The sequence below is a fragment of the Alloiococcus otitis ATCC 51267 genome, from assembly GCF_000315445.1.
Taxonomy (GTDB): Bacteria; Bacillota; Bacilli; order Lactobacillales; family Carnobacteriaceae_A; genus Alloiococcus; species Alloiococcus otitis.
In genome coordinates, this window is sequence record NZ_JH992958.1 from 415,471 (window position 1) to 438,936 (window position 23,466).

The following is a 23,466-nucleotide window of genomic DNA, read 5'->3' on the forward strand; positions in this document are numbered from 1 at the left end:
AGATACTGGAGGAAGAACATGCGTACAACCTATATGGCTAATGCAAGCGATATTGAACGGAAATGGTACGTCCTTGATGCAACTGACGTCTCTCTTGGTCGTCTTTCAGCAGCAGTTGCTAAAATTTTACGTGGCAAACACAAGCCAAGCTACACACCACATGTGGACACTGGCGACAATGTCATTATCGTTAATGCATCAAAAGTTAAATTAACTGGTAAAAAAGCAAGCGACAAGATCTATTCACGTCACTCTGGTTACCCAGGTGGTCTAAAACAAATTTCAGCTGGCGAATTGCTTCGTGACAAGCCTGAACGTTTGTTAGAACTATCCATTAAAGGTATGCTACCAGACAACCGCCTTGGCCGTCAGCAACTGAAAAAACTTCATATTTATGCTGGCCAAGACCACAAACATGCCGCTCAACAACCAGAAGAATTAGACATTACAAACTTGATTTAAGGAGGGAATTACTTTGGCTAAAGTACAATATTTCGGAACTGGTCGCCGTAAAAACTCTACTGCCCGGGTTATTTTAACACCTGGATCAGGTTCCATTGTCATTAACGGTAGAGACATGAGCGATTACCTAAACTATGACCACCACCACATCATCGTTAGACAACCCTTTGAAGCAACTGACACAGTCGGCAGCTACGACGTTTCCGTAAACGTTAAAGGTGGCGGCTTTACTGGCCAAGCAGGAGCCATCCGTCACGGTATTGCCCGTGCCTTGACTAGTGTTGACCCTGACTTCCGTGGTCCGCTAAAAGAAGCAGGACTCTTGACCCGTGATTCACGTATGAAAGAACGTAAAAAACCTGGGCTCAAAAAAGCGCGTAAAAGCCCACAATTCTCAAAACGTTAAGCTATCTTACTCTCTTGAGAAAGAAAAACACCAGCATCCGGCTGGTGTTTTTTTATGCATTTTTGTACTTAACTGAACTAGGCGAATTATTCAGGCTATTGGGTTAGACGCCAGCACCATTTTGCTAGTAGGGACTAGCCTGGCTTTTGCCTACTAAGCATGTCAGCTAAGGTTAAGCTGGGCTAGCTTGAGGAGGAGGGCTTGACTAGATGTCCTATTTTCTTCCAGTAGTTTAAGGCTGGATTTGGTCAGTTAAAGAGATCATCTCTAGTAAGGCCTGGGCTACTTCGCTCCCCTTGTTACCGGCCTTGGTGCCAGCCCTCTCAATGGCTTGGTCAATGTTGTCGGTGGTTAATACGCCAAATAAGATGGGAATATCGGCTTGTAAGGACAGGTTGGCAACACCTTTAGCGACTTCATTGCTAACTAGGTCATAATGGCTGGTGGCCCCTCTGATAACGGCTCCTAGGGTGAGGATACCGTCATAATCTTTGTGTTTTAACAACTGCTGGCTCAGGTAGGGGATTTCAAATGAACCCGGGACCCAGTAGGTGTCGATTAGGTCTGGGTCAATCCCGTGCTGGACGAGGGTGCTCTTAGCCCCCTCAACCAAACGTTCGGTGATAAAGTCATTGAATTGACCTGCTACCAGGGCAATTTTTGTCTTAGCTTTTAGGGTGAAATTTCCTCTGTAACTTGTCATGGTCATACTCCTTTACAATGATAATAGATGGTGAAATTTTTCTTTTTTGGTTTTGAGATAAGACTGACTGCTCCCGGTGGCTTGGACTTCTAAGGGGATACGTTTGGTGACTTCAAGGCCTAGCTCCTCCAGCTGGTCAATTTTTTCAGGGTTATTGGTTAAGAGTTGGACTGACTGGATACCTAAAGCTTGGAGGATTTTATAGGCAAAACGGTAGTCCCTCTCATCCGGCTTAAAGCCCAAATGGACATTGGCATCATAGGTGTCCATCCCTTTTTCTTGGAGCTTGTAGGCCTTGATTTTATTTTTTAGGCCGATCCCTCTTCCTTCTTGCCGCAGGTAGATGATGGCACCCCGGCCAGCCTCTTGTATCTTCTGCATGCTTACTTCTAACTGCTGACCGCAGTCACACCGCTCAGAGCCAAAGACATCCCCAGTCAAGCATTCAGAATGGATTCGGACTAAGAGAGGGTCAGGACTCTGGCGGATGTCTCCCTTGGATAGGAGGAGGTGGTCTTTTTGCTTTTGGTCTTGGAAGAGGGTAAGGTCAAAATCGCCGTATTTGGTAGGTAGGGAAACATGGAGGTCACTGTCAAAGGCTAAGGTGATAGATAAGTCCTCGATGGTGATGAGGGGAAGTTGCCACTGGTCGGCTAATTGTTCCAAGTCTGGCAACCGGGCCATGCTGCCATCTTCTTTTAAAATCTCACAGATATAAGCTGCTTGACGGTCTCCGGCTAATTTGGCTAGGTCGATGGCCGCTTCAGTGTGTCCCCGGCGCTCTAAAACGCCCCCTTCCTTAGCAATCAAGGGGAAGATGTGGCCGGGCCGGCGGAAATCCAAAGCTTGAGACTTCGGAGAAGCAAGTTGTTTAATGGTTTCGGCCCGGTCGAAGGCTGAAATTCCGGTAGTGGTGTTCTGGTGGTCAACACTAACGGTAAAGCCGGTGCCAAAGGGATCGCTACTGTCCTGGGTCATGGGACCTAAGTCTAACTTCTTAGCGATTTTAGGGGATAGGGGAGCGCAAACCAAGCCTCTTGCATGGGTGACCATGAAGTTAAGGGTTTCTGAGCTAGCCTGGCTGGCCAATCCGACTAAATCGCCTTCTGCTTCCCGGTTGTCGTCGTCAGCAACTATAATGAGCTTACCGTCTTGTAAGGCCTGAACAGCCTCTTGAACTGTGTCTGTCAATGATATGACCTTCTTTCTATTTTAGACTGGCAATCTCTGAGCTTTTAAGTATTTAGCCAGCATGTCTGTTTCAATATTCACCTTGTTACCAATTTGCACTCTTCCAAGATTGGTCAAGTCTAAAGTGTGGGGGATCAGGCTAACTGAAAAGGTCTGGTCGGTGACTTGGCTGACCGTTAGACTGACCCCATTGATGGCAATGGAACCTTGGCTGATAATTTCTCCTCTATGGTCTTGGGGATATTGAAAGGTCAAAACCAAGGCATTTTCTCTTTCTTCCTTTTGTAGGAGCCGGACGGTAGTATCGATGTGGCCCGCCACAAAGTGGCCTTCAATCCGGTCCTTCACTCCTAAGGGTCTCTCTAAATTGACTGGATCACCCGGCTCTAAGTCTGCAAAATTTGTCCGGTTAAAGGTCTCAGGCATAATATCAACTGAAAATTTAGCTTGGTCAATCTCTGTAGCGGTTAGACAGGTGCCGTTTACTGCCATGCTGTCGCCTTCTTTATAGTCCTCAAGTAAGCTTGGCGAAGCCTGGCAGGTTAAGCGGATGGTCTGTCCGCTCTTTTCGATATTCAAAATTTTGCCTTTTTCCTGAACTAATCCGGTAAACATCTTATCTCCTCCCTGATATGCGAATATCCTGGCCGATTTGCTGAACTTTGACATCCTTCAAGTCTAAAAGTTCCTGGCTCACTCGGTCACTTGATGTGGCTGGCAAGCCATTGCCTGCAATAATTTTTGGAGCTAGGTAGCTGATAAATGCATCCCACAAGCCTTCTTTGATAAAGGCGTCATGGATCCTGGCCCCACCCTCCACATAGAGGGACTGGACCCCTTCCTGGCTCAAATAGTCAACCAGGCTTTCGATAGTTACTTTTTCTTGAACAATCCACCGGCAGTGGTCCGGCAGACTTGTGGGCGGATTGGATTCTGAAAAAATCCAGACTACCTGGTCCTGGTCATGGAATAGTTGAAGCTGGTCGTAGTCTTTCAACCTACCCCGGCGGTCAAGGATAATCCGAAGTGGGGGGTAGGGCCCCCTTGGAATAGTGTGAAGGGTAGGGTCATCAGTGATGGCGGTTTGGCTACCGACTAAGATAGCCTGGTATTTTTTTCTTTCCCTGCGAACATATTGGTACACTTCCGGACCGGTAATTGGGGTTCTTAAGTCCCGTAAGCTAATTTTCCCGTCTAGACTGCTAGCTTGTTTCAAGGTAATAAAGGGCCTTTTGTTTTGGTAGAAAAAGTTATAGAAGGGGTTTAACTGCTTGCACTCTTCTTCAAGAACCCCACTTTCTACTGCAACTCCATTTTCTTGGAGCATAGTTTGACCACGACCAGCTACAAGAGGGTTGGGGTCTAGCTGGCCAATGACGACTTGCTTAATACCACTCTGTATGATGGCCTGACTGCAGGGGGGCTGCTTGCCCTGGTGGGAGCAAGGCTCCAGGGTGACGTACATTGTAGCCTCCGCCAAGACTTCATCAGGACAGTTTTGAAGGGCATTGACTTCTGCGTGGGGTTTTCCATATTGCAGGTGGCAGCCAGCTGCCACGATAGTACCCTGGTAGACAATCACAGCACCTACTAGGGGGTTGGTAAAGGTTTGGCCTTGCCCAGCCTGAGCCATTTGGATGGCTTTTTCCATAAAATATTGATCCACTCTCATTCCTCCTAAAAAAACTACTTTACTCTGTCCTCACACCACTTCCTTTCTTCAAAGTTAGTGAAAAAGGATGGTTAATGGGGCAGGGTAAAGTAGCTATCAAAAACAAGAAAAACCCCGTGCTCAAAACACGGGGCAAAAACCTTTATCAGTATAGGCTTAAATTGAATGGTTATTTACTATCATCAATTCAGTCGTTTCTTTTCTTCTCCCATCCAGACTTTAACTGTCGGTTCTAGATTCTCACTAGATCAACCACACTTGAATAGTGGGTCACGGACTTCAAGACTCGCTTGTCACCGTCGGTCGGGAATCGCACCCTGCCCCGAAGAAATATTAACTTAATAAAAGCATACCGACAACCGGTTACAATGTCAATGATAAAGAATTCACGTTCGGGTATTTCTTTGAAGCTATGAGTCGGTGTTACTTAAAAAATAATCTAACTGGTAAAGGGAAAGGTGGCACATTCCTCTATTGGTGCGCTTATTTGTAGGATTGATACCCAGCGTAGAACTTTACTGCAATTGATTTGTGATTATAGAATTTCCAAGCTAAAGTTCTACAATTGCTAGGCGATTATAGAATTCCCTGTTAAGTCCTGTCAGGTCTGAAAGGCGACAATCGGCTAGCCTTAAAGCAATTTCAAAGTTGAAACTGGACAATAAATCAAAATAAGGAAGTTTTGAAGCTGAAACTGGACAATAAATCAGAATAAGTAAGTTTTGATTCTGAAAGGCAACAATGGGCTAGACGGCTCGGTCTTACTGAACCTTTATGAGAATTGAAAAGCCCAGAATTATCCATTTTTACGAAAAGCTTGCCCCCCTTTAAAACTTGCCTTCCTCTGGAAAAAGCCCATATTCCAACCCATATTACTATATTGTAGAATTTACACATTGATTTGGACTTGACTAGTGTAACAGTTGTTGTTAGAAAAAAGTTGGAGAATTCTTGTGTAACAATTGTTGTTTGAGAAAAAGTCACTGAAATTATTTGATAACATATATTATTTTAGAAACCAGCAGAAAATTATCAAACCGCCAAGGGGTAAAAGAAAAGCAAACAGCTCCCCCAAAGACATTTTAAGTGTCTACTCTAGGGGAGCATAGTAATTAAGAATAAACTGTTTTACATTCCGACTGGGTTAATCAGTAAAATTATCGAAGTAGCCTTGGATGTAAACGAAGGGGGTTCCCTTGTCGCCGCTACCGGAAGTGAGGTCGGCCAAGGAGCCGATCAAGTCGGTCAGTCTTCTCGGGGTGGTCCCCTGTGATTCTAGGGACCCGACTAAGTCCTCATCTTTGTTTTTAATATAGTCTGATACGGCAGTCTTGAGTTCTTCCCCTTCAAGGTGGGCGAAGTTATTATCAGCTAAATATTTGAGCTTGATTTCACTTGGGGTTCCTTCAAGACCCTGGGTGTAGGCTGGGGAGACAATGGGGTCAGCTAACTCCCAAATTTGGCCAACTGGGTCTTTGAAAGCCCCGTCGCCATTAATCATGACTTCGATGGTTTTGCCTGTTCTTTCTTTAATTTGGGCTTGGATGGCTTCTACCACTTCCTGGCCGCCCTCGGGGAATAGTTTAACAGATTCTTCGGTCGACCGATTTGACCCTAGCAAGCCATAAAGAGTATTGTGGCCACTGCCCTTTACAGGTTTAGATAAGACGTCTTCGAGGCCGTAGACCAAGTTTGCCCCTCCAGCTTTAATTTGGGCCTGGGTTCGCTTACGGTTGTGGATATCGCAGGTCAAAACGTGTTTGGTGTAGTCTAAGATGGTCCGGGGATCGTTGGAGAAGATAATGTCAAGGTCAGCCCCCTCTTCTTGGACAATAGATTTGTAGTAGTCGATGTAGTCAATGCCGGTAAAGGGGTGTTTCTGGTAGCCAAAGAGCTCCCGGAATTCTCCTTCATCAAGGACTTGCGACCAAGGATTAACACTTTTTTTGTCTAATTGGTCCAAAGAGATAAGGTGGTTACCCACTTCATCAGCAGGGTAGGAGAAGAGGAGGACGATTTTCTGAGCCCCTCTGGCAATCCCTTTAAGCAAGTTGGCAAACCGGTTCCGACTTAAAATAGGGAAGACTAGGCCAAGAGTATGGTCTTGGAACTTATCTTTGATATCTTGTGCGATCTGGTCCAAGCTGGCATAGTTGCCCTGGGCGCGTGCGACCACAGATTCTGTAATGGTAACAATATCCCGGTCTTTAATCTCAAATTTTTCAGCATCTGCAGCTTGTAAGATGGTCTGAACGACCGTCTCTACCATGTCGTCTCCTTTATGGACAATAGGGCCCCTGAGCCCGCGTACGACCGTGCCGACTGCTCTTTCCATTGCTTACCTCTCCTCATTGATTCTTTCAGTCAAATTTTAAAAACTCCATTCCTGAGTATACCGATAATGGGGCAAAAAATAAATATCTTGTCATTAAATAACAGTTATTTTATAAGGAGTTTTCTTGCGAGAAGCTGACTCTAATCTCAACTATCAGGGAAGGCTTAGGTCAAATGGTCATTTAAAAAGTAAATTTATGTGAGCGCTCTCAGTTAGTGTAAAATTTATCTCGGTGGGGGGTTCCGGAATTCTGGACAAAAAGAAAAGAGACCTCTATTCTTAAGTTAGGACACCAAAAGAAAGAGGTCTCTTTATGAAGTCGATTATAACACAAATGCTTCAAATGGTAAAAGCAAACGCCAACCCGCTCGCTTGGGAAGAGGCGTTGCAGTATCTTTTTCAGGATTGGCGGGAGGAGCTCGTCCTTCAAGCCTTGGGAGCCCTCGATAAGGCCTTATATTGGCATTATAAACAAGAGGGCTGGCGGATCGACCGCCTGGAACGGCGGACGGTCCAGTTTACCTTTGGCAAGTTAACCTTTCAACGACGTCGCCTCCGCAAGAAAGGGGAAAAGAGTTTTTTACCCCTCGATCAAGCGATTGGGCTCGAAAAACGCAAGCGCTACTCTTTAGCCGTCCGCAAAGGGATGGCGGAACTCGGTGCCCGGTTGCCCTTTCGGCAAGCCAGTCAGGTTGTGCGATTGTTAACCCCGCTCACCATCAGCCATACAACCCTCCATACCATGACACAAGAAATCGGAGAACATCTTCAAAATTACAGCGAACACCGGCCTGAACCAGACGCATCAGCGAAGCGAAAAGAAGTGCCAGTCTTATTTATTGAGGGGGACGGCTTATGTTTAAAAAGTCGAGATGGGGAGCCACTGACCTTGCATCGCCTGTTAATCCATGAAGGCATTGACCGCCGTAAAAAACGAACGCGGTTGATTCACCCCTTTTGCTTTGTCAGTACCCAGTCGAGTGCCGAGGCCTTCCGGCAATTGAGTCATTACCTGAATCATCATTATCAGTTGAAACAGACCTTAGTGATTTCCAATAGTGATGGGGGGAGTGGCTATGAAGCGGACAAATTTGAAATGGCCATCGGTGCTTGCCGGCAACATGAACATTGTCGAGACCCTTACCATGTCAACCGGAAGATCAAAGACCGCTTAAGCTTTGATCGACCGATGGAATACCAATTAAGAAAAGCCTTGAGGGCTTATGACTGGACTCAAATCGAATCCGTTTTAGCCACCGCCCAAAGTCGTGTAGCAGCTTGCCCGTCGGAGATCGTTGCAGATCGACTGGACCAAATCGAGCGTTTGAGGGGCTATTTAAGTCGGCATTGGCCTTACCTGCAACCGATCGCGGACCGTTCTCTTCCCGTTCAAAAAGGAACGGGTGTCTGCGAAACAGGGCACCGCTATTATAGCTATCGTCTCAAGCACCAAGGACGGGCTTGGACTCATGATGGTGCCCGTCATGTGGCTGCCATCCTCAATGCGGTGAAAAACAAGGAATACGCCCGTATCTTAACGCAAAAAGGCGATCCCACCGTCCAATCACTGGGCGAAGACATCAAAGGAGCTGTCAAAGCGGCCCTTCGCACCCTGCAGCCAGCGACTAGCCAAGTCCAACAAGGGCATATTGTCAATCAAGGGCCGAGCTCCAGTCCTATAGGAAAACTGGCCAAAATGTTTCGCTAACAGCCCCTGTCTCCAGGCCCCATGCGGGGAGCATGGGCCTGGAGACAAGGCATCATGCGCTAGCATGAGGAAAAACATTGGATAAAACGAACTTTGATAGAGCGTTTCTGACGTTACCGAGGAAAACTTGACACATACGCGCTCTCATAAATACTGCTTCTCCTTGCTAGTCATGCTAGAATAGCTGTAACCAAGAAAAAAGGAGGATCTTGTATGGGAGACAAGAAAAAAGAAAGCGGCAACACGGGTCTTTTAGGCTACATCGAACGTGGGGGTAATGCCTTGCCCCACCCGGTTGTCCTCTTTATTATTTTGATTGGGATCGTCATGGTTGCTGCCCACCTAGCTTATATGATGGGGGCTTCTTTAAGTTATTTTGATGCTTCAAGCAATGAGGAAATATTGGTTGAGGCCAAAACCATGTTTGACTTTGAAGGCTTGCGGTATATTTTTAACCAGGCTGTTGATAACTTTATGGGCTTTTCAGCCTTAGGGGTTGTCATTTTAGCCATGTTAGGGGTAGGGATTGCGGAATGGACCGGTTTGATAGGGGCTAGTTTAAAAAGACTCCTGGACAACTTACCATCTGCCTTCTTGTCCATGGCTGTCGTCTTTGCCGGTGTTATGTCCAGTATCGCTTCTGACGTGGGCTATGTCGTCATCATTCCCTTAGGTGCCACCATTTTTGCTGGGGCCGGACGCCACCCGATTGCGGGACTTGCAGCAGCCTTTGCCGGAGTATCCGGTGGCTTTTCGGCCAACTTACTGGTCGGACCGATTGACGCCCTAGTTGTTGGGATCATCAATGATGCCTTGGCTTCAGCCAATATCGGCTATGAAGTAACGGTGACTGCTAACTGGTACTTCCTCATTGTTTCAACAATCTTACTGACCATTGTGGGGGCGATTGTGACCGAAAAAATTGTGGAACCAAGGCTGGGAGAGTACACCGGGTCCTATATGCCGGACAATGAACCCTTAACGGACCAGGAGCGGAAGGGGCTTAAATGGGCCTTGGCAGTTTTTCTTGTTTATGCCCTTGTGATGGCTTTGTTGATGTTTCCACCAGGAGCCCCCTTTCAGACCTACAATGAAGTGACTGGCCAAGTTGATTTAAATGACTTTCTTGAAAATGGCTTATTGCTAGCCATCTTCTTCCTCTTTGCCCTGCCTGGTTTGTGTTACGGACTTGTGGTGGGCAAGATCAAGGACTCAGCTGACTTTGTAGCTGGGATGACCGAGGCCATTTCTTCGATTGCAGGTATGATTGTCCTAGTCTTCTTTGCAGCCCAGCTAGTTAATTATTTTGAATACACCAATCTTGGGACCTTGATTGCGGTCGGAGGAGCCAACTTTTTAAGGGACATCAACCTAAGCGGGATTCCTTTAATTATTGGTTTTATTCTCTTAACTTCCATTATCAACCTCTTTATTGGTGGGGCAGTGACCAAGTGGGTTATCTTGGCTCCAATTTTTGCCCCTATATTTATGAGTTTGAATATTCCGCCTGAAGTTACCCTAATGGCTTACCGGATTGCCGACTCCTCAACCAATATCATTGCCCCCTTGATGAGTTTTATGCCCATCATCCTCATAATGGCCCAGCGCTATGATGAAGAAAGTGGCCTAGGAACGATCATTTCTACCATGTTCTCTTACTCTATGGCCTTCCTAGCCTTCTGGTCTATCCTGCTCATCGTCTGGCTCGGTTTCGGTATTCCACTGGGTCCATAAGCCAAGCTTAAAATTGAGGTCTCTAGCTGGTTTAGACCGACTAGCTAGAGTTTTTCTTTTGCTAAAAAGGACTTATCAGTGCAAGAGGCTTTTATTATTGGTAAGATTTGAAGTAAAGCAAGTGAAGAGGAGGCAGTCAATGTGACACAAGCTCGGGTTTTGATTATCCAGGATATATCGGCTAGTTGCCGGATTTCCATGAATGTGGCCCTGCCGGTTCTGTCCTGCCTGGATAATGAGGTCAACATCTTGCCCACTGCCCTGCTCAGTACCCATACTACGGCCGGCTTTGACCAGTATACTTACTTAGACTTAACCGAGGAGAGCGAAAAAATCCTAGCCCACTGGGACAAGCTAGGAATTCGCTTTGATGGTATTTTAGTGGGCTATATTGGATCGGTTAAGCAGATCAAGCGGATTGAAGCCATTGTTGACCGCTTTTTAAAAAATGATGGACACTTTATTCTTGACCCGGCTATGGCTGAATCCGGAAAGCTCTATGATGGCTTTGGCCAGGATTATGTAAAAGAGATGTGGCTTTTAGCCAAGCGGGCCTCTGTCCTCTTGCCCAACCAGACTGAAGCCAGTTTATTAGTAGGCAGTCAGGACTTAGTCCAAGAATCGGTCGATCTCGAGAACTTGGTTATCCAGGTTGCCCAAATCAGCCAGGAGACTGCTATTTTAACCGGGGTTCATTCTAAGGATGGCCAAGAGATTGGGGCCTATTCCTGCAATGGCCAAGCCCAGCAAGTACAGCGGGAATTTGCCCCTTACTATCCAGGACACTATGAAGGGAGCGGGGACCTTTTTGCTAGTGTGGTGACTGGTTTGATACTACAAGGCAAATCAATCCACCAGGCTATGACGATTGCGGTGGGCTATGTTAGCCGCTGTATTGGTCGGACCAGCCATCTGTCAGAGGATAAGCGTCGGTATGGGATTCAATTTGAAAGTGACTTACCTTACTTAATGAACCAGCTTTAAAGCCTGAGAGAAGGAGACCATAAATGAAAAAGAAAAGCTATATGACCTTGGCTAGTTTGATCGGAATAGCCGGCATTTATTTGGCCATCAACCAATGGCCTGTTCAAAAGCAAAAATCAGCCTTTACCAAGAAGGCGGAAGGCATGAAAAAAGGCCAACTTCCCCTGGTGATTGCCCACCGTGCTGGGGCAGGTTTGGCACCTGAAGGGAGTCAGGAAGCCTTTGACCAGTCGATTGACTTGGGTGTCAATTTTTTTGAACTGGATGTTCACTTGACTAAAGATGGCCAGTTGCTTGTGATTCATGACCCCGTAGTGGACCGGGTCACCAATGGGTCAGGCCGGGTGAATGATATGACCCTGGCTCAAGTCCAAGACTTAGATGCTGGCTACCATTTTCAAGATGAAGCCGGTCATTTTCCCTACCGGGGCCAAGGGGTCTCTCTTCTAAGCCTAGACCAAGTTTTTGCCCGCTATCCAGACCAGTTATTTGTCATTGAATTTAAAGCTAGCAACCGGAAAGACCTCCACCAGCAAGGGCTTGAGGAATTGTGGCGACTGATCCAAGCTTATCAAATGCAGGACCAAGTTACAGTGGGAAGTTTCGACCAGGCCTTGTTAGATGACTTTGCCCGCATCAGTGACGGTCAGGTTGCTTTAGGAGCAGGGATTTCCGCTGTTGCCTCTTTTGTGGTCAAGTCCCAATTTGGTCTAACCGGTCTGACTAAGAGTTCAGCTTCTTCCTTCCAACTCCCCTTAGCTCGTTACGGTTTTGACCTGACCCGTAAGTCTCTTCGGAAAATGGCCCATAAAAGAGGTCTCCACTTTTATTACTGGACAGTGAATGATGAGCGAGAAATGAAGCGGCTAATTGACCTAGGAGTTGACGGTATCATGACGGACTATCCTGACCGCTTGCTTGCCCTTTTGGATGACTTAGAAAAAGATAAATGCTAGTCACTGATCAGCGGTATAAAGGTCTGCCTTGTTCGCTTGCCTAGCCGGGTGTAAATAACTTTCATGTCATGACATTGTTAAGCTAGGTACTTGTCAGTTGGAAAGCCGAATTAAAATCATATCTATTTAAAGAAAAACCACCCATTTTGATGGAGTGGTTTTTTATATACCTACTGCTTGCTTTTAGCCTTCTTACCAAGTCCTAGCTAAAAGCCAGTCGTATCCTTCTTACCAACCGCCAGCTTGCTAGTCAGAATAGTCATTCACAAAAGCTTGGATCTTGGCATGGATTGGGTCTGGGAGGTCTTCTTCCAAGTGGTAGTATGCTTCAATTTGGTCTAAGTCTAAACGAAGGTCTCGGCTGAGTGTGTTCTGGCTAATCTGGTAGCGACTGATCACTTCCTTTAAGTCCTGAATCAAAAGAATTTGATCAATTTCCCTTTCCGTCAGGGCAGATTGACTGGCCAGGTCGTAGTCGATATAGGCTTTGAGGGAGTCTTTGGTCAAGTACCGACCAAGATTATCGATGACCTGGTGGATTTGTCGCATGATAAAGTCTTTTTCTTCTTCCATAGCCTGAACCTCCTTTTTTATAGTATACCGGAAATCTTCTAAGAAGAATACAGCCTTCTTATTGAGAATGGTTACGGTTTAGATTGTTTTTAAAGAAACCCTTAATCTCACTTGTGGTTATTATTTATAATTGGTATAATGTATTTATAAATAAAGATCTCGATAAGCTGATTAACAATAATGATTATAAATAAAGACCACCAGGGAGGGGTCAGCATGTTACAATTTTTATTCAAGTCACGAAAGGGTCAGTTTTTTTCTTTGGCTATCCTATTTACCGTTGCCGGATTTGTCCTGATGCCCATTCATGACCTAGCCAGTCGGATCTGCTTTTATATTGCTATATTCTTTGGTGGTTTTTTTGCTGCCAAGGATGCTGTTGTTGATACGATAAGAGAAAAAAGTCCTAATGTCGACTTGCTTATGATTTTGTCCGCATTAGGGGCAGCTGCCATTAACTTTGAATCAGAAGGGGCTGTCCTTTTAATTATTTTCTCCGGGTCTGATTTGTTAGAAGAGTATGCCACTGACAAGACAACTAATGAAATTTCAGCCTTGATGTCCAATGTGCCAGAAACAGCCAAACTAGTTATGTCGTCCGGACAGACCAAGGAAGTGTCGACTGAGGACCTTCAATTAGAAGACCAGGTCTTAGTCGCAAAGGGAGAGCAGGTTCCGATCGACGGCTATGTTGACAGTCAGGTTAGCATTGATGAATCAGCCCTGACTGGGGAGTCTATCCCGGTTAGCAAGGAAGCGGGCCAGGAAGTGTTTGCCGGAACTATCAACCAAGGGAATGCCTTTAAGTTAACTGTTTCCAAAACCAGTGATGAGACTATCTTCTCTTCTATCGTTAAAATGGTGGAAGAAGCCCAAGACCACCCGTCCAATATTGCTAAATTTATCGACCGTTTCGAAACGAAATATGTTATTACCGTTTTAATCGCTGTTCCCCTCTTTGTCTTAGCCCTTTATGGTCTAACTGCTAATAACTGGCAGGAAGCCATCTACCGGGGTTTGGTCCTACTTACAGTTGCCAGTCCTTGTGCCTTGGTTGCTTCTGCGACCCCTGCTACCTTAAGTGCCATTAGTAATGGTGCCAAGCACGGTATCTTAGTCAAGGGAGGGGCAGCTATGGAGTCCTTGTCTTCCATGGACCAACTTTTTACCGACAAGACCGGGACCCTAACCTTTGGTGAATTTACCCTGGTGGACTACCAGGCCAGCGACCAAACCCTTGCCTATGTTACTTATATGGAAAACCAATCCAACCACCCCATTGCTAGGGCCTTAGTTGACCACTTTAAGAACCTTGATTTCAGCCAGGTCAATAGCAGTCAGCCGGTGGAAGAAGTAGCCGGTGTGGGACTAAAAATGGGGGACTGGCTTTTAGGAAAACTGTCGGTCTTTGAAGGCTACAAGGGTTACCAGGAACTGAATGAGGAATTGGAAAACAAGCAAACGACTGTGGTAGCGGCCTACAAGGATGAAATTAAGGGTTACTTTGTTCTAGCAGATGAAATCAGGCTAGAGGCCAAAGAAGCGGTCCACAATTTCATGGCGGCAGGGGTGGATGTATCCCTCTTGACTGGTGATAATGAAACGGCTGCCAGCCAGGTAGCCCAAGCTATTGGTCTAGACCATTATGAAGCCAGCCTAACCCCAGAAGATAAGACCGTCTTTGTCAAAGAAGCCCAAAATGAGGAAACCGTCATTGGTATGATCGGGGACGGGATTAATGATGCACCTGCCCTAGCCAATGCTGATATCGGGATCGCCATGGGGTCTGGGTCTTCGGTTGCCATGGAGTCTTCAGACCTGATCGTAGTTAAAAACAACTTAGCCAAGCTCTTCTACTCCTTTGACCTCAGCAAGCGACTAAACAAGATTATTATCCAAAACATCGTCTTTGCTGTCGGTGTCATTGTCATCCTAGTTATCTTAAACCTCTTAGGTATTTTAGACTTGCCAACAGGGGTCGTGGCCCACGAAGGGTCGACCATCCTAGTCATCTTAAATGGACTCCGCCTCCTCAAAACACCTAAGGATGCTGATGATGATGAAGTCGAAAAAGAGGAAGAAACTAGCTCAGTTAGTTTACAAGCATAAAGATTGAAACCCTTTGTCAGAAGACCTAAAATAAGATTAGTCGAGAATTCGAACAAAGGAGAGAGATCGATGTCAGACTACCAAAAAGTTTATTCTACCAGAGGCGTTAACGAAAATGGTCGAGACGGAAGAAGCTACATCGAAGGTGGCGACTTTGAAGTCCAAGTTTCTGCTCCAGGTAAAAACAAACCAGGGACCACTAATCCAGAACAACTTTTTGCCTTAGGCTACTCTGCATGCTTTAACGGCGCTTTAGAATCGGTTAAAGGCCAAGAAAATGTTGATGGCAAGTCAGTTGTCCGCAACCAAGTCGACCTTTATGCCAAACCTGACCAAGCCGACTTTCGATTGGCTGTCCGGATTGAAGTTGGTATAGAAGGTGTAGACAAAGACAAGGTTCAAGAATTAGCAGACAAGGCCCACACCGTTTGCCCTTATTCTAAAGCTGTTCAAAACGGCGACATTGATGTGGAAGTTGTCGCAGTCGATTTCCAAGATGCCAAATAAGCTAAGAGAAATTTAAAGAAAGAAGACCAGTTTAACTGACAAGGTTAAGCTGGTCTTTTTGTATTTTCTGGTCGGGATATTGGGGACAGACAGTGGTGAAAGCGTAAGGTTTTTAAGAAATTGACTGAAAGTGATTGAATTTGAATGTTAATGAGTGTATTATGGACTCGAGGTGATGGAAGTGCTTACGGAAAAACGGCGCCAGCTTATTTTAACCCAACTACAGCAAGATAAAATCATCCAAAGCCAGGACTTGGTTGACCGGCTAGGCATCTCTGAATCAACGGTGCGACGGGATTTGGCTAGCCTAGAAGCAGACGGTAAGCTTGTTCGGGTTCATGGCGGTGCCAAATTGCCCCGGGATTTGACCCCGGAATTGGACTTGAGTGAAAAATCAGTCAAAAACAGTCAGGAAAAGGCTCGAATTGCGTGTTATGCCGCTAGTCTCGTCCAAGACGGGGCCCGGATCTACTTGGATGCCGGGACAACCAGCCTGGAAATGGTGAGCCACTTAAAGGGTAAGGATATCCTCGTAGTGACTAATGGAGTCAACCATGGCCACCGTCTCCTGACCCTAGGGATTGAGACCATCCTAGTTGGTGGCCGGGCCAAGTTGAACACCCAGGCTGTGGTTGGGTCCCAGGCAGTCGACCAAGTTCGCAACTATCGATTTTCCCATGTTTTTTTGGGGACCAATAGTATTGATGCCAAGTTGGGGCTTACCACCCCCGACTCTGAAGAAGCCGCCATTAAGCAGGCAGTAGCAGCGAATGGGGACCGAGTTTTTGTCCTGGCTGACCAGTCTAAGTTTGACAAGGTCAGCTTCCACAAGTTTTTAGACTTAGCAGACTGTATGGTCATCACGTCCACTTTGACTGGTGAATTACGCAAAGATTATCAAGATTTAACCACACTGAAGGAGGTTTAGGAAATGTTTTATACGGTAACCTTTAACCCGGCAGTTGACCTCTTTATCCAAACCGACCAAATCAAGCTGGGCCAACTCAACCGGATTAACCAAGAGATTTTTATCCCTGGAGGAAAAGGGATTAATATTTCGGTTCTTTTAAAGAACTTGGGTATAGATTCGGTTGCTACAGGCTTTATTGGAGGCTTTACGGGTGATTACATAGCAACTAGCTTAGGAGACTGGGGCATCACAAGCCATTTTGTAGACCTGGGGCAGCCGAACCGGGTCAATATTAAACTGAATGACGGCCAAGAAACCGAAATCAATGGCCCGGGCCCTAAAGTCAGCCCAGACCACTTCGGTCAATTGACCCGCTATTTTAAAGACCACTTGGGTCCAGATGACCTGGTTTTTCTAGCGGGCAATATAGCTCCGGGTATGACCAAGGACCACTACCAGGCCATGGCAGACTTGGTGAAAAAAGCGGGGAGCCAATTAGTCGTTGACACCAACACTGACCTCTTGACCGCGATCCTGGCCTACCAGCCCTTTTTGATCAAACCCAACATCCATGAGTTAGGGGACATCTTTGGTGTCCAGCTTAAAACAGGGTCAGAGGCCCTCCCCTATGCCAAAAAACTCCAAGAAGCGGGGGCTAAACACATCCTCTTATCTATGGGGGGTGATGGGGCCCTCCTTCTCAAAGGGGATGGCCAGGTTCTCAGGGCCCAGGCGCCAAAAGGACAGGTGGTCAATCCTAGTGGGGCGGGTGACTCCATGCTAGCGGGCTTTATTGCCTCCCTTTGGGATAAGGGAGATTACCGTCAAGCTTTAGCCTTTGCCACCGCATGTGGGGCAGCTTCGGCCTTTAGTTCGGGGATTGCCAGCCAAGACTTGGTCCAATCCCTCGTTGACCAAGTTAGCATTCAAGAATGACCGAGAGAAAAAGGAGTATAGACTATGCAATTATCTGAATTATTTTCACCGGCCTTCATGGACCTCAACTTACAAGCAGACTCTAAGCAAGAAGCCTTGGAGAATTTGGTCAAGCTTTTACACCAGGAAGGGAAAATATCTCAGCCAGATAAGTTCTTAGAAGCCTTAATGAACCGGGAAAGTCAGTCAACCACTGGAGTGGGAGATGAAATTGCCATCCCCCATGCCCAAGATGAAGACTTGGCTGTCCCAGTCATTGTCTTTGCCCGAGTTCAGTCTGGACTTGACTGGGAGGCGATGGACGGCCAGCCTGCCAAGTTAATCTTCCTCATCGCTGCTCCCAAAGACGGCAACAATGCCCACTTGTCTGCCTTAGCCAAACTGTCAGGTGTCTTGATGAAGGAAGGGGTCAAAGCCCAGCTCTTACAAGCGACTAGTCCTGACCAAGTCTTGTCAGTCTTTAAGGCTTACGAAGAAGATCCAAAAGACAGCCAAGAAACGGAGTCAGATGACACGGGCCAAGCCGGTCTCAAAGACCAAGATCCTAATGAAAAGCAGCCAGAGATTGATCCTAGCAGCCAAAAAGAGCCCTATATCTTAGCGGTGACAGCCTGCCCAACTGGGATCGCCCACACCTTTATGGCTGAAGAAAAGCTCAAAGAAACCGCTAAAAAAAGAAATATTAATATCAAAGTCGAAACCAATGGCCAAAATGGGGTTAACAACCGCTTGACCAAGCAAGATATAGAAGACGCAAGGGCTATTATCGTAGCCGCTGACAAGCAGGTGGACATGGCCCGGTTTGATGGCAAGCCTGTCTTGATCCGCAAGGTGGCAGATGGGATTAACAAGCCGGATGAACTTCTTGACAAGGCCATTAACCAGGATGCCAAAATTTACCACGCTGGCAAAAATGAAAGGTCAGATGAAGACCAAGGGGGAGACGAATCACTTGGCCGACGTTTTTACAAGCACTTGATGAACGGGGTCTCCCACATGCTCCCCTTCATTGTAGCAGGTGGTCTCCTGATCGCTATTTCCTTCTTTTGGGGCATTAATGCAGCTGGTTCAGCCAGCCCAGACTTCAATGCCAATGCCCACTTTATCAACAGTTTAGGCAACATGGCCTTTGCCATGATGCTGCCCATGTTAGCTGGCTTTATCGGCCAATCCATGGCCGACCGACCGGGACTGGTGGTTGGCTTTATGGGTGGGATATTTGCCGACCCAGAAATTCTATCCGCCTTTGGTCAGGAAGGATACTTTGAAAACTTCCAGGGGTCTGGCTTCCTAGGGGCTTTGGTAGCCGGCTTTCTAGCTGGAGGGATCATCTACTTCCTCCGCTGGGCCTTCTCTTGGCTACCCAAGTCCTTGGATGGTTTAAAACCCATCTTTATCTTCCCGATTTTAGGTGTCTTATTGATGGGTGGCCTCATGTTCTTTGTCATCAATAGTCCCATGGCTTGGGTGATGGATGGTTTGATCAATTTTATCAATAGCATCCCGAGAGAATATTCCATCCTACTTGGTTTTGTGGTGGCAGCCATGATGGCCATTGACATGGGTGGGCCAATTAACAAGGCTGCCTATGTTACTGGGACAGCCCTCTTAACCACCTCAGCTGGGTCTGGTTCTGATATCATGGCGGCTGTTATGATCGGCGGGATGGTGCCACCCCTAGCCATAGCGGTATCAGCTCTGATTAACAAAAACTTATGGCCTGACCAGCAAAGAAAAAGTGCCTATGTCAATATTGTTATGGGGGCAAGCTTTATTACTGAAGGGGCTATTCCTTTTGCGGCCAGCAATCCCCTAAGGGTCATCCCACCCCTAGCTGTCTCTTCAGGTCTAGCTGGTGCCTTGTCTATGTTCTTTGGGTCAGCCAGCCAAGTCCCTCACGGTGGTCTCTTTGCGGTTGTCGCTGGCGGCGTATCTAGCCCCTTGTTTTACACCTTATCCTGGCTTGTTGCTGGTATTTTAGGGGGCTTCCTACTCAACCTCACTATGAAAAAGAGGGGCTAGGCCTGAAGCAAGTTTGAGAAGCAAGCTGGCATGATTTTAACTGCTAGTCTTATCAAAGAGACCGACTTATAGCACATATTTTCCGTTCACTGCTTGAACCAAGCCTTTCCTTAGACTAAAGGGAACTTGTTTGTTATGGTTAAGATGTAACAAATAAGAAAGGAAGTGTGTTTGATGAATGTTTTAATTGTCGGTGCCCATGGTCAAATTGGCCAACACCTAGTAGACCTATTAAAAGAAGAAGGACAGCACAATCCTATAGCATTTGTTCGAAGTGAAGACCAGATCAAACAATTCCAAGACAAGGGTGTAGAAGCTCGGCTTGGGAACTTGGAAGACTCGATTGATGAGATTAAGAAAAACTTAACAGACATTGATGCCGTTGTCTTTTCCGCTGGTTCTGGCGGGTCAACAGGGGCAGACAAGACCCTCCTCGTTGACTTAGACGGGGCAGTTAAAGTGATGGAAGCTACCAAGGCTAGTGGCATTAAACGTTTCTTGATTGTCTCTGCCTTTGGTGCAGGTAACCGAGACCGATTTAGCGACCAAATTAAGCCTTACTATGTCGCTAAACACTTTGCTGACCAATGGCTAGTTGACAAGACTGACCTTGATTACACTATTATCCGGCCAGGTCTCTTAAGTGATGAAGATTCCAAAGATACGGTACGTCTTGAGTATGAAATCACTGATGCTGAAGACAATACAGTGCCAAGAATCGATGTGGCCCGGGTGATTGCAGCTAGCTTAGACAATGACTCAACCGTCCGCAAGGCTTTTGATTTGGTCTCTGGCTCAGACCAGATTGAAGATGCTTTGAACAAACTCTAAAGCTCTAAAATAGCCAAAACCACTAAGCTCTTTGGAGCTTAGTGGTTTTTTACTTGAAAGCAGGGAATGTAGAGAACTCATAAAGGGACCGGCTGCAGCTGTTACTGGCCAGTTAGGGGTGGTTGACTTTCTTATCGGTTCAAGTTTGAACCGGTTTTGCAAAAGGCGTAAAATAAAAGTGAATATTTAAAACGAATGTTGAAAGGGAGTGGAGCAAATGGAAAGACAAGATATTGCTAGTTTAATTTTGGACCGAGCCCAAGACCGGTTACTTGAATCGCTAAACCAAATGACTGTTGAAGAAGCCAACACCATGCCAAAACCCCTTATCAAGTCCGTGACCTGGTTAGTCTGGCACACAGCCCGCATGATTGACCTGCAAATATCCAGCTTAAAAGGCGGGTCTCCTCTTTGGACCAGTAAAGGCTGGACCGACCGTTTTGACCTAGACCTGCCAGATGATACCCCGGACTACAAGCACAGTCCTCAAGAAGCCGAAAAAGTAAAAGTAGAAGACAAAAGTCTTTTGACAGACTATTTATCTGAAAGTATCGACCTAGCCAAGGACTACCTGGATAAAATCGACCCGGCTAGTTTGGAAGAGGTCATTGACCGGTCCTACACACCTCCAGTGACCCGGCTGACCCGGTTGATATCAATTGTCGATGATGCTGACATGCACTCGGGTCAAGCTGTCTACACCAGACGTTTGGTTCTTGGCAAATAAGAGGATAAACCTAGGCCACACTAGGATTAAGAGACCAGATCAATATCAATTTGAAGTGGAGATGATATTTCCAATTAATAAGAGCCTAAAAAAGCCCTAGCCTTGTATTTTGAATACAAGACTGGGGCTTTTAGCTTTATTTCTATTTTAGCAAGCCTGCTTGGTCTAAGAAGTCTCTAGCAACTTGGTTGGCATCGGCCTGGTTGACTTCTACCTGGTAGTTCATTTCCCGCATGGCCTCATCATCAATGAGACCTTCCAATTGGCTGATGATTTCAGCAATTTCAGGGTGGTCATCCAAGAGTCCGTCCCGTAAAATAGGGGCCGCATGGTAGGGTGGAAATAGGTTTTGGTCATCTTCTAAGACGACTAGGTCATAGGATTCAATTTCGCTGTCGGTAGAATAGGCATCTACTAGGTTTACCTCCCCTTGCTCCATGGCTGTATAGCGGAGCTGTGGGTCCATGGTAGTCAGGTTATCAAATTCAATGCCGTAGGTGTCTTGGATTCCCAAGTAGCCATCTTCCCGGTCGGCAAATTCTAAGGTAAAGCCTACCTTGATGTCATCTTGGACGGCTTTTAAGTCAGAGATGGTCTCTAGGTTATGTTCTTCGGCGTAAGCTGGGTCAACTGCCAGGGTGTAGGTATTGTTAAAGCCTAAAGAAGGTAGGAGGTCCATGCCGTATTCTTCTTTAAGCCGGTCTTGGGCCCGGTCAAAGACTTGGTCGGCAGGTGTTCCGGGCTCTGGTATTTCGTCGAAAAAGGTACCCAAGACTGTCCCGGTATATTCGGTAGCGATGTCGATGTCATGGCTTTCCAAGGCATTGAAGACGAATTGGGTCTTGCCAAAGTTTTCTTCAACCTGGACATCTAGGTCGGTGTCCTGTTCAATTAATTCTTTGTACATGTTCATTAGAATTTCAGGCTCAGCTCCCAACTTACCAGAAACTACTAGCTGGTCATTAGGGAAGATGAGGCTGGGTAAGAAGATAAAGGCTAGGATGATTCCCCCAGTTACCACTAAAGTCGTGGCAACTTTTTTGAAACTAGACTGCTCCAAGTAGTGGAGGAGGCCGTCAAAGACCAAAGACAAGATGGCGGCCGGGATAGCTCCAATTAAGATCAGGTAGTTGTCAGCCCGGTCAATTCCGAGCAGGATCAAGGACCCCAAACCCCCAGCCCCGATTAGGGCAGCAACAGTAGCTGTTCCGATGATTAAGACGGTGGCTGTCCGGATGCCGGCCATGATAACGGGCATGGCAAGGGGGAGTTGGACTTTTTTAAGCTTCCGGGACCGGTCCATTCCCATGGCATCGGCTGCCTCTAGGAGGGAGTCGTCAATTTCGGTTAGACCGGTATAGGTATTGCGGAGGATGGGCAGGAGGGCGTAGACCGTTAAAGCTACCACTGCTGGAAAGAAGCCAATCCCCAAAAGTGGAATGAGAAGACCTAAGAGGGCCAGGGAAGGGATGGTTTGGAAGATCCCGGTGACTTGGATGATGGGCTCGGCAATTTTTTTCCGATCCATCAAGTAAATCCCCAAAGGAACAGCAATGATAACGGCCAGGGCAAGGGAGATAAAGGACAACTGGATATGTTCTAATAAGGACTCCCAGAGTTGGCCACTGCGCATGTCAAAGGTTTCGATTAAGTTGTCTAAGAAATTCATTTGCCTCTATCCCCTAGACCTGGTTTTTTACTGAGGTATTGGAGATAATCTGTTTGGCTGATGAGGTAGCTTTGCCCTTGGTGTAAAACATAAACTGAATCTTTTTGGCTTAAGGCCTGTAAAAGGGCATGGGTTTCTTGGTCTGCTTGTAAGCTTGAGCTGCCCTCTAAGTTCTTGCTTACTTTACTATAAAAACCACCCGCAATCACCTGGTCAATGTGGTCTTGGTCAGGATAAGTTGGCAAGCCAGTTTTGACAAAGTCTTTGACGAAGTCTGACTCGGGCTGGTTTAGGATTTGGTCAGGTGTCCCGATTTGCTCCACCTGGCCTTCTTTCATGATGCAAATCCGGTCGCCCAATTTGAGGGCTTCTTGGATGTCGTGGGTAACAAAGACAATGGTTTTATGTAGCTGGTCTTGGATGGCCAAAAGCTCATCTTGCAATTTGGACCGACTCAAGGGGTCTAAGGCTGAAAAAGGTTCATCCATGAGTAGGATATCTGGGTTGGCTGCCAGGGCCCGTAAGACACCAATTCTTTGCTGCTGGCCTCCAGACAAGTCAGAAACGGGCCGTTTCCGGTAGCTTTTAGGGTCTAGGTTGACCATGGTGAGTAATTCGTCAATTCGTTGGTCTATACTCTCTTTGTCCCATTCCTTCATTTCGGGGACCAGGGCGATATTTTCCTCCACCGTCATATTGGGGAAGAGGGCAATTTGCTGGAGGACATAGCCGATATTCCAGCGGAGTTCATGCAGGTCATACTGGCTATGAGGCTTGCCGTCTATCAGAATATCCCCTTTGGAATTTTCTATCAGCTTGTTGATCATTTTAAGACTAGTTGTTTTACCACTACCACTAGGTCCAATAAAGACAAAAACTTCACCTGTTTCGATGGTGAGGGTCAAGTCCTTGACAACTGCCGTGTCACCGTAGACCTTGGACACCTGGTCAAATGTAATCATACTTTCACCTCTTTATCTAACTATTCTAACGCATTAGCTGGTTAGAAGCTGACTTGATGCTATACGGAT

The 23,466-nt window shown here is 46.5% G+C and carries 21 protein-coding genes and 1 riboswitch; of the genes, 13 read left to right on the forward strand and 8 right to left on the reverse strand.

Annotated features, from left to right (window positions below; genetic code table 11):
* Nucleotides 1-18 precede the first annotated feature (18 nt).
* Both rplM and rpsI read left to right on the forward strand, forming a co-directional pair.
* A complete protein-coding gene (gene rplM, locus HMPREF9698_RS04470; protein WP_003777735.1) occupies nt 19-462 on the forward strand; it encodes a 50S ribosomal protein L13 in 444 nt (147 codons plus the stop codon).
* Between the two features lie 13 nt (nt 463-475).
* Complete coding sequence (gene rpsI / locus HMPREF9698_RS04475; RefSeq protein WP_003777737.1) at nt 476-868, forward strand: 30S ribosomal protein S9; 393 nt, start codon at nt 476-478, stop codon at nt 866-868.
* Nucleotides 869-1,100: 232 nt separating this feature from the next.
* Here rpsI and ribH read toward each other — a convergent pair whose 3' ends face one another.
* From ribH to HMPREF9698_RS04500, 5 genes are all read right to left on the reverse strand, one after another.
* Nucleotides 1,101-1,571, reverse strand: a complete 471-nt coding sequence (gene ribH / locus HMPREF9698_RS04480; protein WP_003777739.1) for a 6,7-dimethyl-8-ribityllumazine synthase — start codon at nt 1,569-1,571, stop codon at nt 1,101-1,103.
* A 12-nt stretch (nt 1,572-1,583) separates the two neighbouring features.
* A complete protein-coding gene (gene ribA / locus HMPREF9698_RS04485) occupies nt 1,584-2,762 on the reverse strand; it encodes a GTP cyclohydrolase II (protein WP_003777741.1) in 1,179 nt (392 codons plus the stop codon).
* Between the two features lie 21 nt (nt 2,763-2,783).
* Nucleotides 2,784-3,377, reverse strand: coding sequence for a riboflavin synthase (locus tag HMPREF9698_RS04490; RefSeq protein WP_003777743.1), 594 nt, complete (start codon nt 3,375-3,377; stop codon nt 2,784-2,786).
* Nucleotide 3,378: 1 nt separating this feature from the next.
* Nucleotides 3,379-4,428: a bifunctional diaminohydroxyphosphoribosylaminopyrimidine deaminase/5-amino-6-(5-phosphoribosylamino)uracil reductase RibD gene (gene ribD, locus HMPREF9698_RS04495; protein WP_003777745.1), complete on the reverse strand. Its 1,050-nt coding sequence runs from the start codon at nt 4,426-4,428 to the stop codon at nt 3,379-3,381.
* A gap of 202 nt (nt 4,429-4,630) precedes the next feature.
* A riboswitch (FMN riboswitch) is annotated at nt 4,631-4,768 on the reverse strand.
* 810 nt (nt 4,769-5,578) lie between these two features.
* The gene (locus tag HMPREF9698_RS04500) at nt 5,579-6,769 is read right to left on the reverse strand and encodes a coenzyme F420-0:L-glutamate ligase (RefSeq protein WP_003777747.1); all 1,191 of its coding nucleotides are present in this window, start codon (nt 6,767-6,769) and stop codon (nt 5,579-5,581) included.
* A gap of 313 nt (nt 6,770-7,082) precedes the next feature.
* Here HMPREF9698_RS04500 and HMPREF9698_RS08455 point away from each other — a divergent pair, with 313 nt between their 5' ends.
* The 4 genes from HMPREF9698_RS08455 to HMPREF9698_RS04520 all read left to right on the forward strand — a co-directional run bounded on the left by HMPREF9698_RS08455 (nt 7,083) and on the right by HMPREF9698_RS04520 (nt 12,151).
* Nucleotides 7,083-8,477, forward strand: coding sequence for an ISLre2-like element ISAot1 family transposase (locus HMPREF9698_RS08455; RefSeq protein WP_003777750.1), 1,395 nt, complete (start codon nt 7,083-7,085; stop codon nt 8,475-8,477).
* A 213-nt stretch (nt 8,478-8,690) separates the two neighbouring features.
* A complete protein-coding gene (locus HMPREF9698_RS04510; RefSeq protein ID WP_003777752.1) occupies nt 8,691-10,211 on the forward strand; it encodes an AbgT family transporter in 1,521 nt (506 codons plus the stop codon).
* Between the two features lie 141 nt (nt 10,212-10,352).
* Complete coding sequence (locus HMPREF9698_RS04515; protein WP_003777753.1) at nt 10,353-11,195, forward strand: pyridoxamine kinase; 843 nt, start codon at nt 10,353-10,355, stop codon at nt 11,193-11,195.
* Between the two features lie 23 nt (nt 11,196-11,218).
* On the forward strand, nt 11,219-12,151 hold the full coding sequence (locus HMPREF9698_RS04520) for a glycerophosphodiester phosphodiesterase family protein (protein ID WP_003777755.1): 933 nt from the start codon (nt 11,219-11,221) through the stop codon (nt 12,149-12,151).
* A gap of 246 nt (nt 12,152-12,397) precedes the next feature.
* Here HMPREF9698_RS04520 and HMPREF9698_RS04525 read toward each other — a convergent pair whose 3' ends face one another.
* Nucleotides 12,398-12,724 carry a hypothetical protein gene (locus HMPREF9698_RS04525; protein WP_003777757.1) on the reverse strand — a complete coding sequence of 109 codons (327 nt, stop codon included), beginning with the start codon at nt 12,722-12,724 and terminating at the stop codon, nt 12,398-12,400.
* A 216-nt stretch (nt 12,725-12,940) separates the two neighbouring features.
* Between HMPREF9698_RS04525 and HMPREF9698_RS04530 the strand changes: the two genes are divergently transcribed.
* The 7 genes from HMPREF9698_RS04530 to HMPREF9698_RS04560 all read left to right on the forward strand — a co-directional run bounded on the left by HMPREF9698_RS04530 (nt 12,941) and on the right by HMPREF9698_RS04560 (nt 20,766).
* Complete coding sequence (locus tag HMPREF9698_RS04530; protein ID WP_003777760.1) at nt 12,941-14,833, forward strand: heavy metal translocating P-type ATPase; 1,893 nt, start codon at nt 12,941-12,943, stop codon at nt 14,831-14,833.
* A 69-nt stretch (nt 14,834-14,902) separates the two neighbouring features.
* Nucleotides 14,903-15,340, forward strand: coding sequence for an Ohr family peroxiredoxin (locus HMPREF9698_RS04535; RefSeq protein ID WP_003777762.1), 438 nt, complete (start codon nt 14,903-14,905; stop codon nt 15,338-15,340).
* A 175-nt stretch (nt 15,341-15,515) separates the two neighbouring features.
* A complete protein-coding gene (locus HMPREF9698_RS04540; protein ID WP_218914948.1) occupies nt 15,516-16,268 on the forward strand; it encodes a DeoR/GlpR family DNA-binding transcription regulator in 753 nt (250 codons plus the stop codon).
* A gap of 3 nt (nt 16,269-16,271) precedes the next feature.
* Nucleotides 16,272-17,186 carry a 1-phosphofructokinase gene (gene pfkB / locus HMPREF9698_RS04545; RefSeq protein WP_003777766.1) on the forward strand — a complete coding sequence of 305 codons (915 nt, stop codon included), beginning with the start codon at nt 16,272-16,274 and terminating at the stop codon, nt 17,184-17,186.
* A gap of 24 nt (nt 17,187-17,210) precedes the next feature.
* On the forward strand, nt 17,211-19,208 hold the full coding sequence (locus HMPREF9698_RS04550) for a PTS fructose transporter subunit IIABC (RefSeq protein ID WP_003777768.1): 1,998 nt from the start codon (nt 17,211-17,213) through the stop codon (nt 19,206-19,208).
* Between the two features lie 174 nt (nt 19,209-19,382).
* Complete coding sequence (locus HMPREF9698_RS04555) at nt 19,383-20,039, forward strand: SDR family oxidoreductase (protein ID WP_003777769.1); 657 nt, start codon at nt 19,383-19,385, stop codon at nt 20,037-20,039.
* Nucleotides 20,040-20,256: 217 nt separating this feature from the next.
* Complete coding sequence (locus HMPREF9698_RS04560) at nt 20,257-20,766, forward strand: DinB family protein (protein WP_003777771.1); 510 nt, start codon at nt 20,257-20,259, stop codon at nt 20,764-20,766.
* 142 nt (nt 20,767-20,908) lie between these two features.
* Here the strand turns inward: HMPREF9698_RS04560 and HMPREF9698_RS04565 are convergent, their stop codons facing one another.
* Entirely contained in the window at nt 20,909-22,435 is a 1,527-nt protein-coding gene (locus HMPREF9698_RS04565; protein WP_003777773.1) for an ABC transporter permease/substrate-binding protein, read from the reverse strand.
* The gene (locus tag HMPREF9698_RS04570) at nt 22,432-23,397 is read right to left on the reverse strand and encodes an ABC transporter ATP-binding protein (protein WP_003777775.1); all 966 of its coding nucleotides are present in this window, start codon (nt 23,395-23,397) and stop codon (nt 22,432-22,434) included. Before HMPREF9698_RS04570 ends, HMPREF9698_RS04565 begins: the two co-directional genes overlap by 4 nt.
* Nucleotides 23,398-23,466 lie beyond the last annotated feature (69 nt).

Bases quoted from the DNA above. Each gene is read 5' to 3' on its own strand.
- rplM (WP_003777735.1), top strand. From the start codon at position 19: ATGCGTACAACCTATATGGCTAATGCAAGCGATATTGAACGGAAATGG.
- ribH (WP_003777739.1), bottom strand. From the start codon at position 1,571: ATGACAAGTTACAGAGGAAATTTCACCCTAAAAGCTAAGACAAAAATT.
- HMPREF9698_RS04490 (WP_003777743.1), bottom strand. From the start codon at position 3,377: ATGTTTACCGGATTAGTTCAGGAAAAAGGCAAAATTTTGAATATCGAA.
- HMPREF9698_RS04500 (WP_003777747.1), bottom strand. From the start codon at position 6,769: ATGGAAAGAGCAGTCGGCACGGTCGTACGCGGGCTCAGGGGCCCTATT.
- HMPREF9698_RS08455 (WP_003777750.1), top strand. From the start codon at position 7,083: ATGAAGTCGATTATAACACAAATGCTTCAAATGGTAAAAGCAAACGCC.
- HMPREF9698_RS04510 (WP_003777752.1), top strand. From the start codon at position 8,691: ATGGGAGACAAGAAAAAAGAAAGCGGCAACACGGGTCTTTTAGGCTAC.
- HMPREF9698_RS04520 (WP_003777755.1), top strand. From the start codon at position 11,219: ATGAAAAAGAAAAGCTATATGACCTTGGCTAGTTTGATCGGAATAGCC.
- HMPREF9698_RS04525 (WP_003777757.1), bottom strand. From the start codon at position 12,724: ATGGAAGAAGAAAAAGACTTTATCATGCGACAAATCCACCAGGTCATC.
- HMPREF9698_RS04530 (WP_003777760.1), top strand. From the start codon at position 12,941: ATGTTACAATTTTTATTCAAGTCACGAAAGGGTCAGTTTTTTTCTTTG.
- HMPREF9698_RS04535 (WP_003777762.1), top strand. From the start codon at position 14,903: ATGTCAGACTACCAAAAAGTTTATTCTACCAGAGGCGTTAACGAAAAT.
- HMPREF9698_RS04540 (WP_218914948.1), top strand. From the start codon at position 15,516: ATGGAAGTGCTTACGGAAAAACGGCGCCAGCTTATTTTAACCCAACTA.
- pfkB (WP_003777766.1), top strand. From the start codon at position 16,272: ATGTTTTATACGGTAACCTTTAACCCGGCAGTTGACCTCTTTATCCAA.
- HMPREF9698_RS04550 (WP_003777768.1), top strand. From the start codon at position 17,211: ATGCAATTATCTGAATTATTTTCACCGGCCTTCATGGACCTCAACTTA.
- HMPREF9698_RS04555 (WP_003777769.1), top strand. From the start codon at position 19,383: ATGAATGTTTTAATTGTCGGTGCCCATGGTCAAATTGGCCAACACCTA.
- HMPREF9698_RS04560 (WP_003777771.1), top strand. From the start codon at position 20,257: ATGGAAAGACAAGATATTGCTAGTTTAATTTTGGACCGAGCCCAAGAC.
- HMPREF9698_RS04565 (WP_003777773.1), bottom strand. From the start codon at position 22,435: ATGAATTTCTTAGACAACTTAATCGAAACCTTTGACATGCGCAGTGGC.
- HMPREF9698_RS04570 (WP_003777775.1), bottom strand. From the start codon at position 23,397: ATGATTACATTTGACCAGGTGTCCAAGGTCTACGGTGACACGGCAGTT.